The 17,418-nt window shown below is 70.2% G+C and carries 17 protein-coding genes; 7 read left to right on the top strand and 10 right to left on the bottom strand.

What is annotated here, in order from left to right; genetic code table 11:
* The first annotated feature begins 6 nt into the window (after window positions 1-6).
* The 3 genes from SPR02S_RS14365 to SPR02S_RS14355 are packed head-to-tail and all read left to right on the top strand — an operon-like array spanning window position 7 to window position 2,839.
* Window positions 7-849, top strand: a complete 843-nt coding sequence (locus tag SPR02S_RS14365; protein WP_019057668.1) for a carbohydrate ABC transporter permease — start codon at window positions 7-9, stop codon at window positions 847-849.
* Entirely contained in the window at window positions 846-1,952 is a 1,107-nt protein-coding gene (locus tag SPR02S_RS14360; protein ID WP_019057667.1) for a hypothetical protein, read from the top strand. The genes SPR02S_RS14365 and SPR02S_RS14360 overlap by 4 nt, the downstream gene beginning before the upstream one ends.
* 26 nt (window positions 1,953-1,978) lie before the next feature.
* A complete protein-coding gene (locus tag SPR02S_RS14355) occupies window positions 1,979-2,839 on the top strand; it encodes a DUF3592 domain-containing protein (protein WP_019057666.1) in 861 nt (286 codons plus the stop codon).
* Window positions 2,840-2,910: 71 nt separating this feature from the next.
* On the opposite strand, the gene SPR02S_RS14350 is transcribed toward SPR02S_RS14355, so the two are convergent.
* The 9 genes from SPR02S_RS14350 to SPR02S_RS14310 form a co-directional block, all read right to left on the bottom strand.
* Window positions 2,911-3,813 (bottom strand): carbohydrate ABC transporter permease, encoded by a 903-nt coding sequence (locus SPR02S_RS14350; RefSeq protein WP_019057665.1) that lies wholly within the window; start codon window positions 3,811-3,813, stop codon window positions 2,911-2,913.
* Window positions 3,810-4,739 carry a carbohydrate ABC transporter permease gene (locus SPR02S_RS14345; protein WP_019057664.1) on the bottom strand — a complete coding sequence of 310 codons (930 nt, stop codon included), beginning with the start codon at window positions 4,737-4,739 and terminating at the stop codon, window positions 3,810-3,812. Before SPR02S_RS14345 ends, SPR02S_RS14350 begins: the two co-directional genes overlap by 4 nt.
* 88 nt (window positions 4,740-4,827) lie before the next feature.
* Window positions 4,828-6,135, bottom strand: a complete 1,308-nt coding sequence (locus SPR02S_RS14340) for an ABC transporter substrate-binding protein (RefSeq protein ID WP_019057663.1) — start codon at window positions 6,133-6,135, stop codon at window positions 4,828-4,830.
* Between the two features lie 324 nt (window positions 6,136-6,459).
* The gene (locus tag SPR02S_RS55735; RefSeq protein ID WP_158697813.1) at window positions 6,460-6,909 is read right to left on the bottom strand and encodes a Rossmann-fold NAD(P)-binding domain-containing protein; all 450 of its coding nucleotides are present in this window, start codon (window positions 6,907-6,909) and stop codon (window positions 6,460-6,462) included.
* Between the two features lie 281 nt (window positions 6,910-7,190).
* A complete protein-coding gene (locus SPR02S_RS14330; protein ID WP_019057662.1) occupies window positions 7,191-7,880 on the bottom strand; it encodes a ThuA domain-containing protein in 690 nt (229 codons plus the stop codon).
* The gene (locus SPR02S_RS14325; protein ID WP_019057661.1) at window positions 7,853-9,289 is read right to left on the bottom strand and encodes an aldehyde dehydrogenase family protein; all 1,437 of its coding nucleotides are present in this window, start codon (window positions 9,287-9,289) and stop codon (window positions 7,853-7,855) included. The genes SPR02S_RS14330 and SPR02S_RS14325 overlap by 28 nt, the downstream gene beginning before the upstream one ends.
* A gap of 155 nt (window positions 9,290-9,444) precedes the next feature.
* Window positions 9,445-10,734: an ROK family transcriptional regulator gene (locus SPR02S_RS55730; protein WP_019057660.1), complete on the bottom strand. Its 1,290-nt coding sequence runs from the start codon at window positions 10,732-10,734 to the stop codon at window positions 9,445-9,447.
* Window positions 10,735-11,267: 533 nt separating this feature from the next.
* Window positions 11,268-11,606 (bottom strand): thioredoxin family protein, encoded by a 339-nt coding sequence (locus SPR02S_RS14315; protein WP_019057659.1) that lies wholly within the window; start codon window positions 11,604-11,606, stop codon window positions 11,268-11,270.
* A 206-nt stretch (window positions 11,607-11,812) separates the two neighbouring features.
* Window positions 11,813-12,952 carry a PucR family transcriptional regulator gene (locus SPR02S_RS14310; RefSeq protein ID WP_026150525.1) on the bottom strand — a complete coding sequence of 380 codons (1,140 nt, stop codon included), beginning with the start codon at window positions 12,950-12,952 and terminating at the stop codon, window positions 11,813-11,815.
* 87 nt (window positions 12,953-13,039) lie between these two features.
* On the opposite strand from SPR02S_RS14310, the gene SPR02S_RS14305 reads away from it, so the two are divergent.
* Both SPR02S_RS14305 and SPR02S_RS14300 read left to right on the top strand, forming a co-directional pair.
* Window positions 13,040-14,095, top strand: coding sequence for a ferredoxin reductase (locus SPR02S_RS14305; RefSeq protein WP_019057657.1), 1,056 nt, complete (start codon window positions 13,040-13,042; stop codon window positions 14,093-14,095).
* 7 nt (window positions 14,096-14,102) lie between these two features.
* Window positions 14,103-15,221 carry a fatty acid desaturase family protein gene (locus SPR02S_RS14300; RefSeq protein ID WP_019057656.1) on the top strand — a complete coding sequence of 373 codons (1,119 nt, stop codon included), beginning with the start codon at window positions 14,103-14,105 and terminating at the stop codon, window positions 15,219-15,221.
* A 107-nt stretch (window positions 15,222-15,328) separates the two neighbouring features.
* Here SPR02S_RS14300 and SPR02S_RS14295 read toward each other — a convergent pair whose 3' ends face one another.
* Window positions 15,329-16,294 carry a pirin family protein gene (locus SPR02S_RS14295; RefSeq protein ID WP_019057655.1) on the bottom strand — a complete coding sequence of 322 codons (966 nt, stop codon included), beginning with the start codon at window positions 16,292-16,294 and terminating at the stop codon, window positions 15,329-15,331.
* Between the two features lie 179 nt (window positions 16,295-16,473).
* Here SPR02S_RS14295 and SPR02S_RS14290 point away from each other — a divergent pair, with 179 nt between their 5' ends.
* Complete coding sequence (locus tag SPR02S_RS14290; protein WP_019057654.1) at window positions 16,474-16,962, top strand: MarR family winged helix-turn-helix transcriptional regulator; 489 nt, start codon at window positions 16,474-16,476, stop codon at window positions 16,960-16,962.
* Entirely contained in the window at window positions 16,959-17,402 is a 444-nt protein-coding gene (locus SPR02S_RS14285; RefSeq protein WP_019057653.1) for a MarR family winged helix-turn-helix transcriptional regulator, read from the top strand. The genes SPR02S_RS14290 and SPR02S_RS14285 overlap by 4 nt, the downstream gene beginning before the upstream one ends.
* The last annotated feature ends 16 nt before the right edge of the window (window positions 17,403-17,418 follow it).

Raw genomic sequence — 17,418 nt, 5'->3', positions numbered from 1 at the left:
GACACGATGGGCGGAGTGCGGACCGGCAGACTCCGGCCGGCACTGCTGGTGATCGCGCTCGGCGTGCTGGCGATCCCCTTCGTGGTGCCGACGGTCTGGATGGTCGCCGCGTCGGTCAAACCGCTGGCGGAGATCTTCGAGGCCCCGCCGTCGCTGTGGACCGACTCACCGACCCTGTCCGCGTACCGCGAGGCGTTCACCTTCCAGCCCTTCGCCCGGCAGTACTTCAACAGTGTCTACATCGCCGTACTGGTCACCCTGATCACGCTGCTGGTGTCCAGCCTGGCCGGGTACGCCTTCGCCCGGATCCGGTTCCCCGGCGCGAACGCGCTGTTCCTGGTGGTGCTGACCGGGATGCTGGTACCGAGCGAAGTGACGATCGTGCCGCTGTTCCAGCTGTTCAAATCGGCCGGCCTGATCAACACGCACTGGCCGCTGATCCTGGTGACCGCCCTGGCCGGACCGTGTGCGCTGGCCACGTTCATCATGCGGCAGTTCTTCATCGCCCTCCCCGTCGAACTGGAGGAGGCCGGCCGCCTCGACGGCCTCGGCCGCCCGGCGATCTGGTGGCGGATCTGCCTCCCGCTGGCCCGACCGGCCCTGTCGGCGGTGGCGATCCTGACCTTCCTCGCCTCCTGGAACCTCTACCTGGAACCCACGGTGTACCTCACGTCACCGGACCTGTTCACCCTGCCGCAGGCCCTGACCCGCTTCGCCGACTCCTACGGCGGCCCGATGTGGAACACCCAGCTCGCCGCCGCCACGATGACCGTCCTGCCGATGCTGATCGTCTTCGTCCTGGCCCAGCGCCACTTCATCGAAGGACTCTCCCACTCCGGCCTCAAATGAACAGCAGCACACCGACCGCCTACCGCCCGGAAACCCGGACCGCCACCAACCTCTCCCTGGGATTCCTGACGGGCGCCGTGATCGGGGCATCACTGACCGCCTTCATCGGTGGCTGCGTGGTCGAGAGAACACCCCTGATCGCCACGGGCCTGGCCCTGCCCGCCGCCTACGGCCTCCTCTTCCTCTTCCTCCTCGCCACGCTGCCGCACCGCGCCCGGGAGGCGGCCGTCGTACCGCGCACAGCGCTCGCGGCGATCGAGAGTCTGGAGGCCTTCGGGGGCGAGGCCAGCGATGTACCGGTGCGCTTCGAACTGTCCGTCGCGCCGGACGACACACCCGCGTTCCGTGTCGAGATACGGCAGGACGTCAACCTCGTCGAGCTTCCCGACTACCGGCGGCGCGGCATCGTGGTGGTCGAGTACCCGCCGGACCGGCCGTGGAAGACGCGGATCCTGAAGCGGCCCACCCCGGAGTGGGAGGATCGGGCGGCCCTGGCCCAGATCGACTCGGTGCCCGGTCCGGCCATGAAGGACGAGACCCCAGAAGGCTGTCTCAGCGGGCTCCTCACTCTCCTCGGGCTGCTGCTCGGCGTGGCGGCCGTGCTCCTGCTGTTCCGCGCCGACCTGTTCGACTCCCACGACGCCGAGGGCAGCGCCCCAAGGCCATCCGTCACCTCCTCGCCGTCCTCTTCCTCATCAACGATCACCGTGACGTCTGCGACGGGTACGGTCGCCCTCGGTCCCGGCCGGTCGATGCTCGACAAGGGCGAACTGCGCGAGGCCGTCGAGTCGTTGACGCAGGGCGCGGACAGGCGCCGGGCGCTCACCGTCGTCGTACAGAACCGCCTGCTGACGGTCGTCTTCTCCCCGACCGACCTGCGGACCCCCGGGTTCGACCCGCGGTCCCTGCCCTACGATCGCGTTCCCGAGCTGGTCGAGGAGGCCGGCACCACCCTCGGCGTCGGGTCCCCGCGCAGCTGGCAGCTGACCGCCGACGGTGTCTCCGGCTCGCTCAGGCTCACGATCGTGGTCACCGGCGGCGGGGGCACGGGCACGGTTCAGACGGACGGCCAAGGCAACGTGCTGCGCCGTAGCGGCAGTTGACCGGACAGAACAGAAGGTGGGGGCGCATGGGGTGGGACCGGTTTCTGGTGCTGTGGTGCGCGGGGTGGGGCGTTGTGGCGCTGATCGGGTACGGCATGTCGCTGGCCGGGGTGACCAAGGCGCAGCGGACGGTCCGGCTCACCGGACGGATCGAGCGGGTACGGCCGCCCCGGCACGGCGGGTCCCGGACGGGCGGCATATCGGTGGTCGTCACCTACCGCGACCCGGCCTCGGGTCAGCAGGTCACCGTGACGAACGACGGCGAACGGGGCGAGATGATCACCGTCGCCTGGGAGGGCCGCGAAGTCGGACTCAGCCACCCGCCGGGCAGACCGCACTCCTACCGGTTCTCCAACACCCCGCAGGAGCCCGGCCGCGGCCTTGGCCGGCCGAGTTTCGCCCTCTTCCTGGTCTACGTCGGCCTGGTGGTCCTCGCCGCGTTGGACTGGGGCTGGCCGTGCGCACTGATCGGGTTCGGCGGACCGTGGGCGCTGATGGGGGCCGTTCATCTGCCCGAGGCGGTACGCGCCAAGAACCGCCGCATCGAGCGACTGGCCGCGATGGACACCGTGCCGGGACACGTCGTCGCGGTCCTGAAGGACGTCGGCGTCGACGAGGACGGCGACACCTGGACCACCATCACTCCGGTCGTGTCGTTCACCACCCGCGAGGGCACGGCCGTCACGGCCCACTGCACGTCGAACCTCCCTGACCCCGCCGGCGCGTACGGCCGCGACGTCACGGTGCACCACACGCCCACCGACCCGGCCGATTTCACACTGGACCCCGCGGCCGAACACCGCTCACAGAAACGGGACGTGACGTTCCACGTCCTGATGTGCGTCGTGCTCGTCGCGACGGCGGTGACGGGAGCGGCACTGCTGTGAGGCCCGGGAGAGGTGCTGGTGACCGTGTCCTCCGGGAGCGCGGGTCGTCGTCACGACGCCGGTACCTCGGCCTACTTGAGGCCACCGGTCACGAGGTCGATGCGCCAGTACCGCTGCAAGGACAGGAAGAGCGCGATGACGGGGATGACGGACAGCAGGGTGCCGGTGATCACCAGCGAGTACAGGGACGCCTGGTTGGCGCCGTGGCGCAGCAGGCTGTACAGGCCGACCGTCAGCGGGAACTTGTCGTCGCTCGTCACCATGACGAAGGGCAGCAGGAAGTTGTTCCAGATGACGATGAACTGGAGCAGGAAGACGGTGATCAGTCCGGGTGCCATCAGCCGCAGCCCGATCGCGGAGAACATCCGCCACTCGCTCGCCCCGTCCATCCGCCCGGCGTCGAGCAGCGAGTCGGGTACGGAGGCGGCCGCGTAGATCCGGCACAGGTAGATGCCGTAGGGGTTGAACAGCTGGGGCAGGATCACCGCCGCGTAGCTGTCGGTGCTGCCGACCCGGGCCAGCAGCAGGTACTGCGGAACGGCCAGCACGACCTGCGGCAGCAGGACGCCCGCCAGGATGGTGTTGAACAGCAGACTCCGGCCCCGGAAGCGGTACTTGGCGATGGCGTAGCCGGTCGCGGCGGAGACGGCGGTGGCCACGAAACCGCCGACCCCCGCGTACAGGAAGCTGTTGAGCATCCAGTGCCAGAAGACGCCCGAGTCGTACGAGGAGAGGTCGGCGATGTTGTCCACCAGCCCCGAGCCGAACGACGGGAGATAGGTCGCGGTGGAGAACAGCTCGCTGCGCGACTTGGTGGAAGCGATCAGGATCCACAGCGTCGGCACCAGGCAGTAGACGGCTCCGAGCAGCAGCACCGCGGTGGGCAGCAGGGCGGTCCGGCTGCGGCGGGGGCGTCCGGTCCGGGCGACGGTCACCGGGGATGCGATGGGACGGGCGGGCGTGTCGATGGTCATCGTCCCTCCTTGCCGGCGGCTCCGGCGGCGCCCCACCAGGTCTGCGCGAGGCGTCCGACGACCACCGAGACGGCGAGGATTCCCGCCGCGAAGACGACCGAGGTGGCAGCCGCGAGATGGATGTCGGAGTCGACGAAAGCGTCGGTGTAGATCTTCATCAGGGGAACCCAGGTCAGGGAGATGGCGTTCGACAACGGCTGCAGTGTGTTGGGCTCGTTGAACAGTTGCAGGGCGGCGAGGACGGTGAACAGGGTGCACATGGCGATGGCGGGACGGATCAGGGCCACCTTCACCCGCAGCGCTATCTGGAGCTCCGAGGCTCCGTCGATCCTGGCTGCCTCGTAGATCTCCGGCGGCAGCGCGCGCAGGGACGTGTACATCACCACCATGTTGAAGCCCACCGCGCCCCACACCGCGATGTTGGCGACCGAGACGTAGACCATCGAGCTGCCGAAGTAGTCGAGGTGCTGTCCGCCGATGGGGCTGGTCGCGGGCAGGTAGAGGAAGCCCCACAGGAGGGTGGCGATGACGCCGGGCACCGCGTACGGCAGGAAGATGGCCAGCCGTGCGAACCGGGTGAGCCGGGCTCGCGCCGTGTCCAGGAGGAGCGCGAACAGCAGGGCGAGGAGCACGGTCGCCGGTACGGTGATCGCGCCGACCAGGAGCATCCGGAGCAGGCTGTGCCACAGCTCGGTGTCGTGGATCACGGTGGAGTAGTTGTCCAGACCCGCGAAGACCGTTCTGCTGCCCGATCCCAGCAGGCCCCCGCCGACCTTGCGCTGCTGGAAGCTGAGGAACAGCGCGTAGCCCCCGGGGGCGACCACGAACAGCAGGAGGAGCAGGATCGCGGGCAGGACCAGCAGATAGGGCAGCCGGCTGTGGCCCGCCCGGCGGCCCCGCCGCGAAATGCTTGTCGCCATCGACATCGTCCTCATCGGATGAATGGCTGGTGCCAGTGACTGGTTGTTTCGGTGGTTGATGCCGGTGGAACCGGCCAGGCCCTGCCTGGAGGACCTAGTTCAGGGTGAACCCGAGCTTCTTCATGCCGGCGGTGGTGTTGTTCTGCATGGTGTCCAGCGCCCCGGTGAACGAGCTCCCGGACTGCAGCGCCGCGCCGAAACTGTCCCGGTACGCGGAGAAGGTCACTGTGACATTCGGGCCCCACATCGAGAAGCTGCGGGCGCCGGGGGCGACCTTCTTCACCTCGGCGTAGAAGTCCGGCTGGTTCGGGAAGAAGGCCGGCGGCTGGTCGAGGATCTGCAGGGCGCGCCCCGAGGTCGAGGCCGGGTAGATGTTGATGTTCTTGACCTGGGCCGTGACCGCCTTGTCGTCGGTGTTGAGCCAGCTCGCGAACTCCGCCGCCTCGGCGGGGTGCTTGGAGTCGGTGGTGACCGTGATGGCCGAGCCGCCCCAGATGCCGGTGGTGGTGTCGCCCGCCGTCCAGGCCGGGAGCGGCGCGGCGGTCCACTTCCCCTTGGTCGACGGGGCGATGCCGCCGATCTGCGCCGGGGCCCAGGCTCCGGAGATCCAGGTGAGGAGGGCGCCGTTGTTCATCTCCTTGTTCCACTGCGGGGAGAAGGAGGGGTTCTTCTTCACCAGCCCCTTGTCGACCAGGCCCTGCCAGTAGTCGGCGACCTTGTCACTGGCCGTGCCGTTGATGTCCACGTGCCAGGAGTCGCCCTTCGTGGTCCACCAGTCCGCTCCCGCCTGCTGGGCGAGGCCGGTGAACCAGCCCGGGTCGGCGGCGTCGAAGTTGGTCATCGAGGCGCTGGGAGCCTTGGCATGGAGCTGCGTGGCCACCTGCTCGTACTCCTGCCAGGTGGTGGGCACCTTCAGGCCGTACTTCTTGAACAGGTCGGCCCGGTAGAACATCATCAGCGGGGCGAAGTCCTGGGGTATGCCGTAGACCTTGCCCTGGAAGCGGGTCTGGGCGAGCGTCACCGCGTCGAAGTCCGTGACCGCCTTCTTCGTCTCGGCGGTGATGTCGCGGACCACGCCGTTCGCCACCAGGCCGGGCAGCGACTGGTACTCGACCTTCGCGATGTCGGGGGCGGTCTTCGCCTGGTGCGCGGTGATCATCTTGCTGACGAGCTGATCACCGCCGGCCGGGTTGCTGAGGGCGACCTGGATGTTCGGGTGCGTCGAGTTCCACAGAGCGACGACCTTGTCCATGCCCGGGTCCCAGGCCCACATGGTCAGGCGGACCTTGCCGCCGGACGGCGCCGATCCGCTGCCGGAGCCCCCGCCGCCTCCCCCGCAGGCGGCGAGAACCAGTGTTGCGGCCAGGGTGGCGCCTGCGACTGCGGCGAATCTGGTCTTCATTGGCCAGTGCTCACTTTCGTGTCAGAAGAGGGCCTGCCGCGGTCGTCCCGCCTGTGAGGCCGTCGCCCGGTGGTCCCTCCGGGGACCTGAACCCATGGCCGACCGGCAGTCGACCTGCTCCGACTTTGACTTCGACTTAAGCTAAGTCGCGGCTGAGGTGGGGTCAATATGACCGACGTACCGATTTACAACGTATCGATTTCTCTATGAGAAGAAGTCCGCGTGGGGCGGCGGACGCAGGGGCCGGCTCGCGCAGCAGCGTCGCCTGACCACCTGCACCGTACGCGCTGGGGCGCGTGGCCGGGAGCCCCCGCAGATCGCAGCTCAGGCCGATGCGGACAGCGCGTCGTAGTCCACCGGGTCGGCGACGGGCGTACGGCGAGACCAGGTCGCCGACGGTGCACGGCTCCGCGAGACCGGCCGGCCGGGCGCCGTCGTTTCGTCGGCAGTGACGAACGGATCGCCGAGCAGCACCTCAAGGCCGAGCGGCCGCGGCGGGTCCTGCACCCGGCGCCCGGTCCTCGACACGCCGACCGGGCCGACCGGGCCGACGGTGGTCGCCGATGGCCGGGTACCGGCGGACCGGGTCCGGATCGGCGCGGCGCGGCGCCACTGCTGGTCCTCGCGGGCCGCCGTAGGCACGCCCTTGGTGGCCGGCAGGATCATCGCCGGCGTGCACTCCGCGACCGGGATCGCGGCGGCCCGGGCCGCCGAACCGACCTGGATGCCCCGCTCGAAGGCGGCACCGTCCAACTGCTCTTCAACCGGGCCCACCGCATGCACCACGGCACGCGGTCACGGCGCCAAGGCCCGTACGTCGTGGGCGTCCCCCCGTGGACAGCTCCAGCTGGTCAGCGGGATGTCGGCCCTGGCGAGCGCGGCACGCGCGTGCCGCGGCGGAACTCCCTCAGGGGCGGCCCCGGCTCGCCCTCGCAACGCGCGTCCAGGCGGGCGCGGACGGAGCGAAGGAAGAACCGGTCGGGCAGGTGCCCGCCATGGCGGGCACCACAGCCGGCCGCTCGTCCCCCGCCGGCCGATTCACCCCACCGGCCGGTTCACCGCGCCGCCCAGAGCAGTCCGCGCGTGGTGAGCGCTCTTACGGTGGGCTCGCGCAGGTCGTCCGGCCGGTGGCCCAGGGCGGAGAAGAAGATGCGCCCCCGCCCCCACTGTCTGGTCCATACGACGGGCATGTCGACCGGCCGCTCGCCCTGCCCGGCGGCGCCCGGAGCGACGGTGGTGGACGCCAGTACGGTGCTGAACGCGTCGGTCAGCATCCAGTACTGCTCGGTCATCACCGTCGTGTCGGGCAGCCCGGCGACGATCGGATGCTCCCGGTGTTCCGGCTCGATCCGGACCCGGTACTCCAGGAACTCCGCCGGGTGGTGCAGGAACAGGCCGCCGACCATGCGCAGGTACGCGGGAGAGTCCTGGAACGTCGCTACGACACCGCCGTGCCAGCCCGCGAAGCCGGTGCCCGCCTCGACGGCCGAGACGAGCCCCGCGCTCTGCTCCTCGGTCAGCCGGCCCTCGGTCCAGCACTGCACGACGAGATCGGTCCGTGCCATGAGGTCCGCGTCGGCGTAGGCGTCCAGGTCCTCCCGGACCGTGACCGCGAAACCGGCGTCGGCCAGTGCGGGCAGGAACAGCTCGGTGCACTCCCGTGGGGAGTGGCCCTCCCAGCCGCCGCGGACCACCAACGCCGTACGCTCTGCGGCCATCAACGGGTCGCGGGGTCGGCGGTCCACGACGGCAGGGCGAGCGGTGTGCGTTGGAGACCGATCCACTGCCGTTTCGTGAAGCCCGCCATCTGGTCGTCCGCGCCGTGCCGCGCGTGGGCGTCGTTGACGTGCACCTCGCCGGCGTCGAGCCGCTCGGCCACCGACAGGCCCCGTATGAGGTCGGCGGAGAACACCGAGTTCATCAGCATCGGGAGCCCATTGGTCACGGCCACCGCCTCCTCTTCGTCGTCCACCACGGTGACCGGGAGGGCCGGGCCGAAGATCTCCTCGGTGAAGGCGGGCATGTCGGGCGTGACCTTGGCCAGCACGGTTGGCCGGTAGAACAGGCCCTCGGGACCGTCGAACGTGCCGCCGGTGAGCACCTCCGCGCCCATCTCCACCGATGCCGTCACGAGGGCGTGCACCCGGTCGCGCTGGCGGGTGCTGATCAGGGGGCCCAGATCCGCCGTACCGCTCATCGGGTCGCCGACGCGCAGGGCGGCGGCGCGGCGGGTGAGGGCGTCCAGATACTGGTCCGCCACCGCGCGGGTGACGATGTGGCGGCCGGCGCTGATGCAGGTCTGCCCCTGAAACTCCAGGGAGGCGACCATCGCGCACGAGGCCGCGAGGTCGATGTCGGCGTCGTCGAGGACCACGAAGGCGTTGCTGCCCCCGAGTTCGAGCCGGACCGGCCGCAGCGTGGCAGCCGCGGAGGCCGCGATGGCGAGGCCGACCTCACGGGAGCCGGTGAAGTCCAGCAGGTTCAGGCCGGTGTGCTCGGCGAGCGCGTGCCCCGCGTCGAGGCCGTCGCCGGTCACCACGTTGAACACACCCGGCGGCAGTCCGGCGGCCCGGGCTGCCTCGGCGAGTACCTGGCCGCCGATGATCGGGGTGAGCTCGGCAGGCTTGAGCACGACGGTGTTGCCGAAGGCCAGCGCCGGCGCCACCGCTCGCATGGCCAGGTTGACCGGGTAGTTCCAGGGGGTGATCACACCGATCACCCCGAGCGGTACCGCCCGCGACATCGAGAGCTTGCCCGCCTTGTACGGCGGGAGCAGGTCGCCGGAGTTCTCGCTCGCCTGGATCATGGAGATCTGCAACTGCCGGATGCCGGTGGACACCTCGTCCTCGGCCTTGGCCCGCACCCCGCCGGTCTCGCGCATGCTCTGTTCGACCAGCTCCGCGTGGTGCGCCTCGAAGAACTCGGCCATCCGCCGCAGGCCCGCCGCACGCTCGGGAGCGCCGAGTGCCGCCCAGCCCGGCTGCGCGGCCCGGGCCGCGGCCACCGCCCGCCCGACATCCACGGCCCCGCCGAGGGCGTACGTACCGATCACGGCACCCGTGGCCTTCTCCACGACGTCGGCGGTACGCCCTGACGATGCCGGGCGAAACGTTCCGTCGATGTAGAGCTGTGCCACGGGGAACTGAGACGTCATGAAGACTCCACGGAGGTCAGGGAGACTTTGGCTTTGACTTAAACTAAGAGGCGAACGTCATGGACGTCAACAGTCCCACCGCACCACCGAACGGCAGATTTACGGGCGGGTCTACGGGGGCGGGTCTATGGGGGCGGGTCTACGGGCGGGCAGGTCTACGCCCAAGCACCGGCGCCAGCCCCCGCCCCGGGCACGGTCCCGGAGACGGACCCCGCCCCGGCCCCGGGCGCGATCTCCGGGCGGCGGCCGCCCCAGGACAGCAGGTGCGCCACCGGCAGGGTGGCCGCTCCCATCGCGACCGCCTCCTGGCCCAGCCGCCCGACCTCGATCCGGGTACGCCCCCGCAGATACGACAGGGCGTGCCGCTCGGCCGTCTCCCGCACGGTGGGCAGCACTACCCCGCCCATCACCGAGCCCGCCCATCCGGAGAGCACCACGAGGTCCGGGTGGAGCAGGTTGATCAGGTTGCCGATCCCGATGCCGATGTACTCCCCGATCTTCTCCAGGGTCTCCATGGCCACCGGGTCGGTGGCCGCCCGCGCCGTCAGTTCCGCGAGCCGGCCCTCGGTCCCGGCGGCGTGGAACGGCTGACTGCCCAGGGTGGCCTGGTACCGGTGGAGGATGGCATCGGCTCCGACGTACGCCTCCAGGCAGCCCCGTGAACCGCAGCGACAGGGCAGCCCGCCGGCGTAGATCACCGTGTGCCCCCACTCGATCGTGGCCGGGGCCAGGCCCGTGGTGCCGCCCTCCGTGCCCGACCCGAGGGCCGCGCCCACCCCGACCCCGATGAGCGCGGTGACCACCCGGTCGGCGCCCTGGCCCACGCCGCGCCATATCTCCGCCTGGCCCAGGGTCCGCGCGCAGTTGTCGAGCATGAGCGGTGCGGCGACGCCGGGGGCGAGCATCTCGCCGAGTGCGACACCGGACCAGCCGAGCGTCGGTGCGTGCACCAGCATGCGTCCGGGAATCCGCGGGTCGGGCTGGACCGCGCCGGGCACACCGACGCCGACGCCGAGCAGCTCCGCGGGGTCGACGCCCGCGGCGCGGGTCACGTCGGAGATGCCCTGGAGCACCAGTGCGGCCACCGATTCGGCGTCGAGCCGGGTACTGGCGATCGGGTAGACCTCGGAGGTGATCACCGACAGGGTCCAGTCGAACAGCCCGATCCGGACGTGCGTCTCACCGATGTCCACGCCGATCACGGAGCCGTAGTCCGGGCGGATCTCCAGCACCGAGCGCGGCCTGCCCCCGTCGGAGTCCTCCGAACCGCCCTCCGCGATCAGGCCCTCGGCGAGGAGTTGGGAGACGACGTTGCTCACCGTCGCGGAGCTGAGGCCGGAGACCCGGGTCAGCTTGTTCCGGCTGGTGGGTCCCTGCACATACAGAGCGGAGAGGAGGATGGACCGGTTGTGCCGCCGCAAGTCGCTCGTCGTTCGCTTCACCACGGATTTCACAGAACGAAGTCTGCCAGCCCACGGCTCCTCGGTCCCGCCACGTCCACCTGGCCACCCCCGCCCGCGCACCGACCCCCTCGCGACCGGCCCGATTAACGCACGGTTCCGGCCGGAACCGTGCGGAGGCGCGAGCGTGAGGTGATCGAGGTGCCGCTGCGTCCGCGTCTGCCGAGTGGGGCTCCGGCCCAGACCGCCGAGGTGGCCCGGCCTGCGTTCTCGAAGGGGTGTCTGTGCATGCGGATCCAGGAAGTGGTCGGGCCGCTCTTCACCGACAAGGGCCTCGTGGATCTTTTCCCGTCGCGTGGTCAACCCACATGACCACGACACCAGTTGGCGATCGTGTCGATGCCGCAGGTGCGGCCCGGTGGCCGACACACCGATTCCACGCATGTCCTGGCCACAGGGCGCCGGCTGGAGAACACCGCCGAGCACCTGCGTCATGTGACCTTTGGGGGTGTCTCAGGCAGCGCAGCTCCCATGGACGAGACGTGACGGGCGTCGCGGCCTCGTGCCGCAGCGGCCGCTCAGAGGTGGCCGTCCAGGAACTCCCGCACCTCGGCGGTGGTCATCGGCCCGGTGCCGTGCGCCACCGCCTCTCCCTCCTTCAGCAGGACGTAGGACGGGGCTCCGGTGATCCCGTATCGCTCGGTTGCGGCCGGACAGCGGGTGATGTCGGCGCGGACGACCGTCAGGCGGCCCGCGTAGTCGTCGGCGATGCCACCCACGACGAGGTCCATCAACCGGCAGGGCTCGACTGCCTTGGGCCATGTCCCGGTGAAGTAGGCGAGGACCGGGACTCCGCTCATCCCGAGGATGAAATTGAACTCCGCGTCCTCACGGGGTCGGTGAACCCGCTTCGCCATGCAAGCTCCTGACCTCACGTTCCGTCATTCCGCCCCCATCATCCCTCGCGGGGTGTGCCGGGCCGGCCCGGTCGGTCGTCCCGTTGGCCTGTGGGCAGGGAGGCGCGGGGCCGTCGTAGAACCACGGTGGTCCCCGACGGGCTTCCCGAGGCCGGCTCGATTCCTGGACCGCTCGCGGGCGCGGTCGTGGACGGTCGACGTACGCGTCAGCCGGCCCGAAGACCGACCGCCAGCGTCAGTTCAAGGACCCGGTGTGGCGATGCGAGATCCGGAAACAACTCCCGCAGCTGCGACATCCGGTACCGGACCGTCTGCGGATGGACGAACAACGCCGCCGCCACCTCGTCCCGCCTGCCCTGGTGCAGCAGCCACTCCCGCAACGTCTCCTCCAGCCGCCGCGCGGTCGCGACAGGCAAGGTCCGCAACGGTGCCAGGGCTCGGGCACGCAGGTCCGCGAACGCGTCCACGTCGGCGCTCAGCACCAGCTCGGGCAGGTGGTCCTCGGTGTCGCGGATATCGGAGGAGAGGGAGCGCGCGCGTACGGCTCGCGCGTACGAGGCGGACGCACGGGTCCATGGCCGGGCCGGGCCGACCACGGCGGTGCGGTCGGTCAGCTGCCGCAGGAGATGTGACCGGTCGGCATCGGGGACGAGCAGCACACCGGAGGCGTCCGGCAGATCGTCGAGGACGAGGGTGCTCGGGTCGAGCGCGCGGTAGGCGGGCCGGGCCTGGGCGGCGGGCAGCAGGACCGCGGTCAGCGAAACCGGAGGCTGCCACCCGGCCCGTTGAGCAGAGGCCAGCAGCACGTCCGGGCTCGCGCCGGCGAGGAGGTCACGGGCCAGGTGTTCCAGGTGGCGCTCGTGGTCCCGGCCCCGGGCGGTCAGTTCGTCGGCGTGGCCCGCGGCGCTCGCGGCGGAGAGCTCGTCGATGTAGGCGAAGGTCAGCTCGGCGAACTTGGCGACCTCGGCGGCGGGCAGACCTGCGGGTACGGCACCCGCCGCCAGGCATCGCCAGGCCACGCGGGCGCCGACGCGGTAGGCGCTGAGCAGGGCGTCCATCGAACGGCCGTCGCGCACCTCGCCGCGGCCCAGCTCGTAGGCCGCGTCACCGGCGTCGCCGCCCGTGGCGTTCCCGCTCGCGAGGTCCAGGTAGTGCCCCAGGGCGGTGCGGACGGCTCGGCGCATGGTGGCGCCCATGCGGCCCGAAAGGGCATTGGCGTAGGGCGGGACCTCGTCGATGATCGCCTCGACGACCTCGTCGGCGGTGGCCTTCAGCGCGGCCCGCATTGCCGTGACCGTCGTCTCATCCAGGGCCAGTTCGCTGGCCCTCCGAACTGCATGGCTCACGTTTCTATTCCCTGCGAACAATTCAGCCGACCAGATTTACGTCCTGCGGTCAGGACTTTACGCCTTGAGGCGCAGCAGGCTGGAGTCATGACGAGTACAGCCCTCCGCACCAGGGCGTGGAAACTGCTGGAGATGGTCACGACGCCGCTGCTGCCGTCGGACTACCTCGACCTGGTCAGCCCGCTCCGTGCGGGCGCCGACCTGCGTGGGCGCATCGAGGCCGTGCACCCCGAGACGGGTGACGCCGCGACCATCGTGATCAGACCGGGACGGGGCTGGCGCGGCCACACGGCCGGTCAGTACGTACGGATCGGGGTCGACGTCGACGGAGTGCGCCTGTGGCGTGCCTACTCGGTCACCTCGCCGACGAACCGCCAGGACGGCCGCGTCACGATCACCGTGAAGGCGATCCCGGACGGCAAGGTCAGCAACCACCTGGTCCGCAGCGCGAAACCGGGCACGCTGATCCAGCTCGACCAGGCGACCGGTGACTTCGTGCTGCCGCGGGCCAAGCCCGCCAAGGTGCTCTACCTGACGGCCGGCAGCGGCATCACGCCCGTGATGGGCATGCTGCGCGACACCGAGTTCGACGACGTCGTCATGGTCCACTGCGCGCCGCGGCCGCAGGACGTGATCTTCCGCGACGAACTGCACGGCCTGGCCGCGGAGAAGAAGCTGCGGCTCACCGAGGTGCACACCGACACTGACGGCAAGCTCGACATCGCCCGTCTCGACGAACTCGTGCCCGACTGGGCCGAGCGCGAGACCTGGGCCTGCGGGCCCACAGGCCTGCTCGACGCCGCCGAAGCGCACTGGAGCGAGCACGGCGTACAAGAGCGCCTGCACACCGAACGCTTCCGCCCCAACATCGTCGTCACCGGCGACGGCGGCGAGGTCACGTTCAGCGCCACCGGCAAGACCGTCGGCGCGGACGGCGCCACGCCGTTGCTGGACGTCGGCGAGGAGGCCGGCGTGCTCATGCCCTCCGGGTGCCGCATGGGCATCTGCTTCGGCTGTGTCACGCCGCTCAAGGCGGGCGCCGTCCGCGACCTGCGCACCGGCGAGATCACCGAGGCCGAACCGGGCGTCCTCATCCAGACCTGCGTGTCCGCCGCCGCGGGCCCCTGCGACATCGAACGGTAGGAGCACCTTGACCGCCACCGACCCCACCGCCCACCTGACCGCGGAGCAGATCGAGGAGCTCGGCCGCGAGCTGGACGCGATCCGCGACGAGGTGATCGCCGGCCGCGGCGAGAAGGACGCCGCCTACATCCGCAAGGTCATCTCGGCGCAGCGCAAGCTCGAACTGGCCAGCAGGGGCGTGCTGTTGTTCTCGCTCTTCCCGCCCGCGTGGCTGCTCGGCACCGCCGGTCTTTCCGTGGCGAAGATCATGGACAACATGGAGATCGGCCACAACATCCTGCACGGCCAGTGGGACTGGATGCGGGACCCGAAGATCCACTCCACCACCTGGGAGTGGGACCACGTCTCACCGTCCGAGCAGTGGAAGCACTCGCACAACGAGCTGCACCACACGTACACCAACGTGATCGGCAAGGACAACGACCTCGGCTACGGCATCATGCGCGTCGACGAGGACCAGCGGTGGCACCCGTTCCACCTCGGCCAGCCGCTGTGGAACTTCCTCAACGCCTGCTTCTTCGAGTACGGCATCGCGGCGTACGACCTGGAACTCGGCAAGAACCTGAACAAGCGCCGCCGCAAGAACCCGGAGTTCCGCGCGCGGGCCAAGGCCGTGGGCCGCAAGATCCGCAAGCAGGTGCTCAAGGACTACGTGATCCACCCGCTGCTGTCGGGCCCGTCGTTCCTCCCCACGCTCGCCGCCACGTTCACCGCGAACCTGGTCCGCAACATCTGGACCCACTCGGTGATCATGTGCGGGCACTTCCCCGAGGGCGTGCAGGTCTTCGAGCGCCGGTCGATCAAGGGCGAGACCCGCGGCCAGTGGTACCTGCGCCAGATGATGGGCTCGGCGAACATCAGCGGCAGCAAGGCCATGCACTTCATGACCGGCAACCTGTCGCACCAGATCGAGCACCACCTGTTCCCGGACCTGCCGAGCAACCGGTACGCCGAGGTCGCGGTGAAGGTGCGCGCGCTGTTCGAGAAGTACGAGCTGGAGTACGTCACCGGGCCGCTGCCCAAGCAGGTGTTCTCCGCGTGGCACAAGGTCTTCCGGCTCTCACTGCCGAACAAGAAGCCCAAGATCAAGACGCCGGACCGCGAGCAGGAGCTCGTCGCGGCCTGATTCCCGGTGGGTGGAGGGCATGGGCTGTGACGTGGACACTGCCGCAACCGATGCTCGCCACCCCTGGCACGCCCGTGTCAGGCAACCCTGTGGCATGTCCCAGCAGGTCAGCGCACTCTCCCTCGCGGCTTCAACGCCACCGGAGGCAGTTCAGGAGCCGGCAACGGATCGCCGTCGTACCCCTTCACCTCACCGAAGCGTGACCCGGTCATCCAGTCCGTGCGGGCCTGCTGGATCTCCTCCTGGGTGCGGCCGATCCAGTTCCAGAACATGATCAGCTCCTCGTCGAACGGCTCGCCCCCCAGCAGCATCAGGCCCGCGTCCGACACGGCGCGCAGCGGGAGTTCGGTGCGGCCGCAGCCGAGGTAGAGCATCGAGCCCGGGAGGACCGGGACGCCGTCGACGTGGGCCTCGCCGGACATGGCGAGGACGGCGTACTCGAAGTCCGGTTCCAGCGGCAGGCGTACGTCCGCGCCGGCCGCGAGGGCCAGGTCCGCGCCGACGATCGGGGTGTACGTCGTGCCGGGCGAGGCCGCGCCGTCGACGTCGCCGAGGACGATCGTGGCCCGCAGGCCCGGAGCCGTGACGACCGGCAGTTCGGCGTGGTGTTCGAAGTGCGGCTCGACGTGCCGGTCACCGTCGGGGAGGGCGACCCAGAGCTGCGCGCCGTGCAGGAAGCGGGCGTGTGTCTTGGGGCTCTGTTCGGCGTGGCTGATCGCGCGGCCGGAGGTCATGAGGCCCAGTTCGCGCGGGCGGATCGTCGCGACGCTGCCGGTCGAGTCGCGGTGCAGCACCTCGCCCTCGTGCAGCCAGCTCACCGTCTGCAGGCCCATGTGGGGGTGCGGGGGCACCTGCATCCCGGGCTCGTCGGCGATGTCGTCGGGGCCGTAGTGATCTACGAAGCACCAGGCGCCGACCATACGGCGGCCCAGGTTGGGCAGCAGTCGGCGGACTTCGGTGGACTCGCCGAGCTGGACCCGGCGCGGGCTGAGGAGTTCACGGACGGGCTCCGCCACCACGAAACCGCGGCCGCCGCACAGGGCCGGAACCGCTTCGCGATCAAGATTGCTCATGGCGACAACCTAGTCCCGCCGAGGCGGTTCCGTCAGTCCGTCACCCGCCGCCCCTCACCCCTCACCCCTCAGCCTCGCGCCGATGCCGCCTCTCCCCCGCCGTCCCCTTGCCGCCGTCTCGCCGGTCTCCCGTTCAAAAATAGTAGCCATGGATATAGTAGCCATGTACTGTATCGGCCATGAGCACGGCATCCACGGGCGCGACGCCCGGTTTCCTGGTCTGGCGACTGTCGATGAAGTGGCGCGTGGCGGTCGACCGCGCGGTGGCACCCCTGGGACTGACCCATGCGCAGTACTCCCTGGTGGCTTCGCTGTACGGCATGCATCGCTCCGGGCTGCGCCCCAGCCAGCGACACCTCGCCGACCACACCGGCCTCGAAGCGCTCTACGTCTCGAAGCTGGCCCGCGCCCTGGAGTCCGCCGGCCTCGTCGAGCGCACCCGGGACCCCCGCGACCCGCGCGCCGTCCAACTGGCCCTCACGGACGAGGGTCGTGACGTGACCCGCCGGGCGATCAAGGTCGTACACGGACTTCTGGAGCAGTTGCTGGAGCCGCTCGGCGGTCTCGACAGCGCACGGGCCCAGGAGTTCAGCCGGGACCTGGCGACCCTGCTCGACACACCCCTTGCACCCGTCCCTGCGCGTGAGCACGAGAAGGAGCAGACATGACCACCACCACATCCCCCGCGGACGCCCGCACGCTCAGCCTGGCCCACTACGCCGCCCGCGCCGTCCTGGAGCGCGTCCTCACCCGCCACGGCCTCGTCTTCCAGCAGCAGATCGTCCTGCGACCGCTCACTCTCGCCGCCGGGCCCGTCGACCGCGGGCAGCTCGCCGCGGACACCGTCGCGGCCCTGAAGACCGACGAGGACTCCGTACAGGGCAGCATCGACGAACTGATCGCGGCCGGACTCGTCGCGACGGACGCCTCCGACGTGCGGATCACGGACGCGGGCCGCGCCCTGTACGAACGGATCGTGCAGGAGACGAGCGCGGCGAGCGCCAGGATCTGGGGCGGCATCCCGGAGGAGGACCTGCTGGCCACCGGCCGCGTGCTGACCCTGGTCGCCGAGCGGGCGAACGCGGAGCTGGCCACCACCGGAAGGTAGTGGAATATTCAACCAA

This window comes from Streptomyces prunicolor NBRC 13075, assembly GCF_000367365.1.
In the GTDB taxonomy this organism is placed as follows: domain Bacteria; phylum Actinomycetota; class Actinomycetes; order Streptomycetales; family Streptomycetaceae; genus Streptomyces; species Streptomyces prunicolor.
The sequence above is the reverse complement of the archived record's forward strand: the minus strand, read 5'-3'. Positions and strand labels throughout refer to the sequence as shown.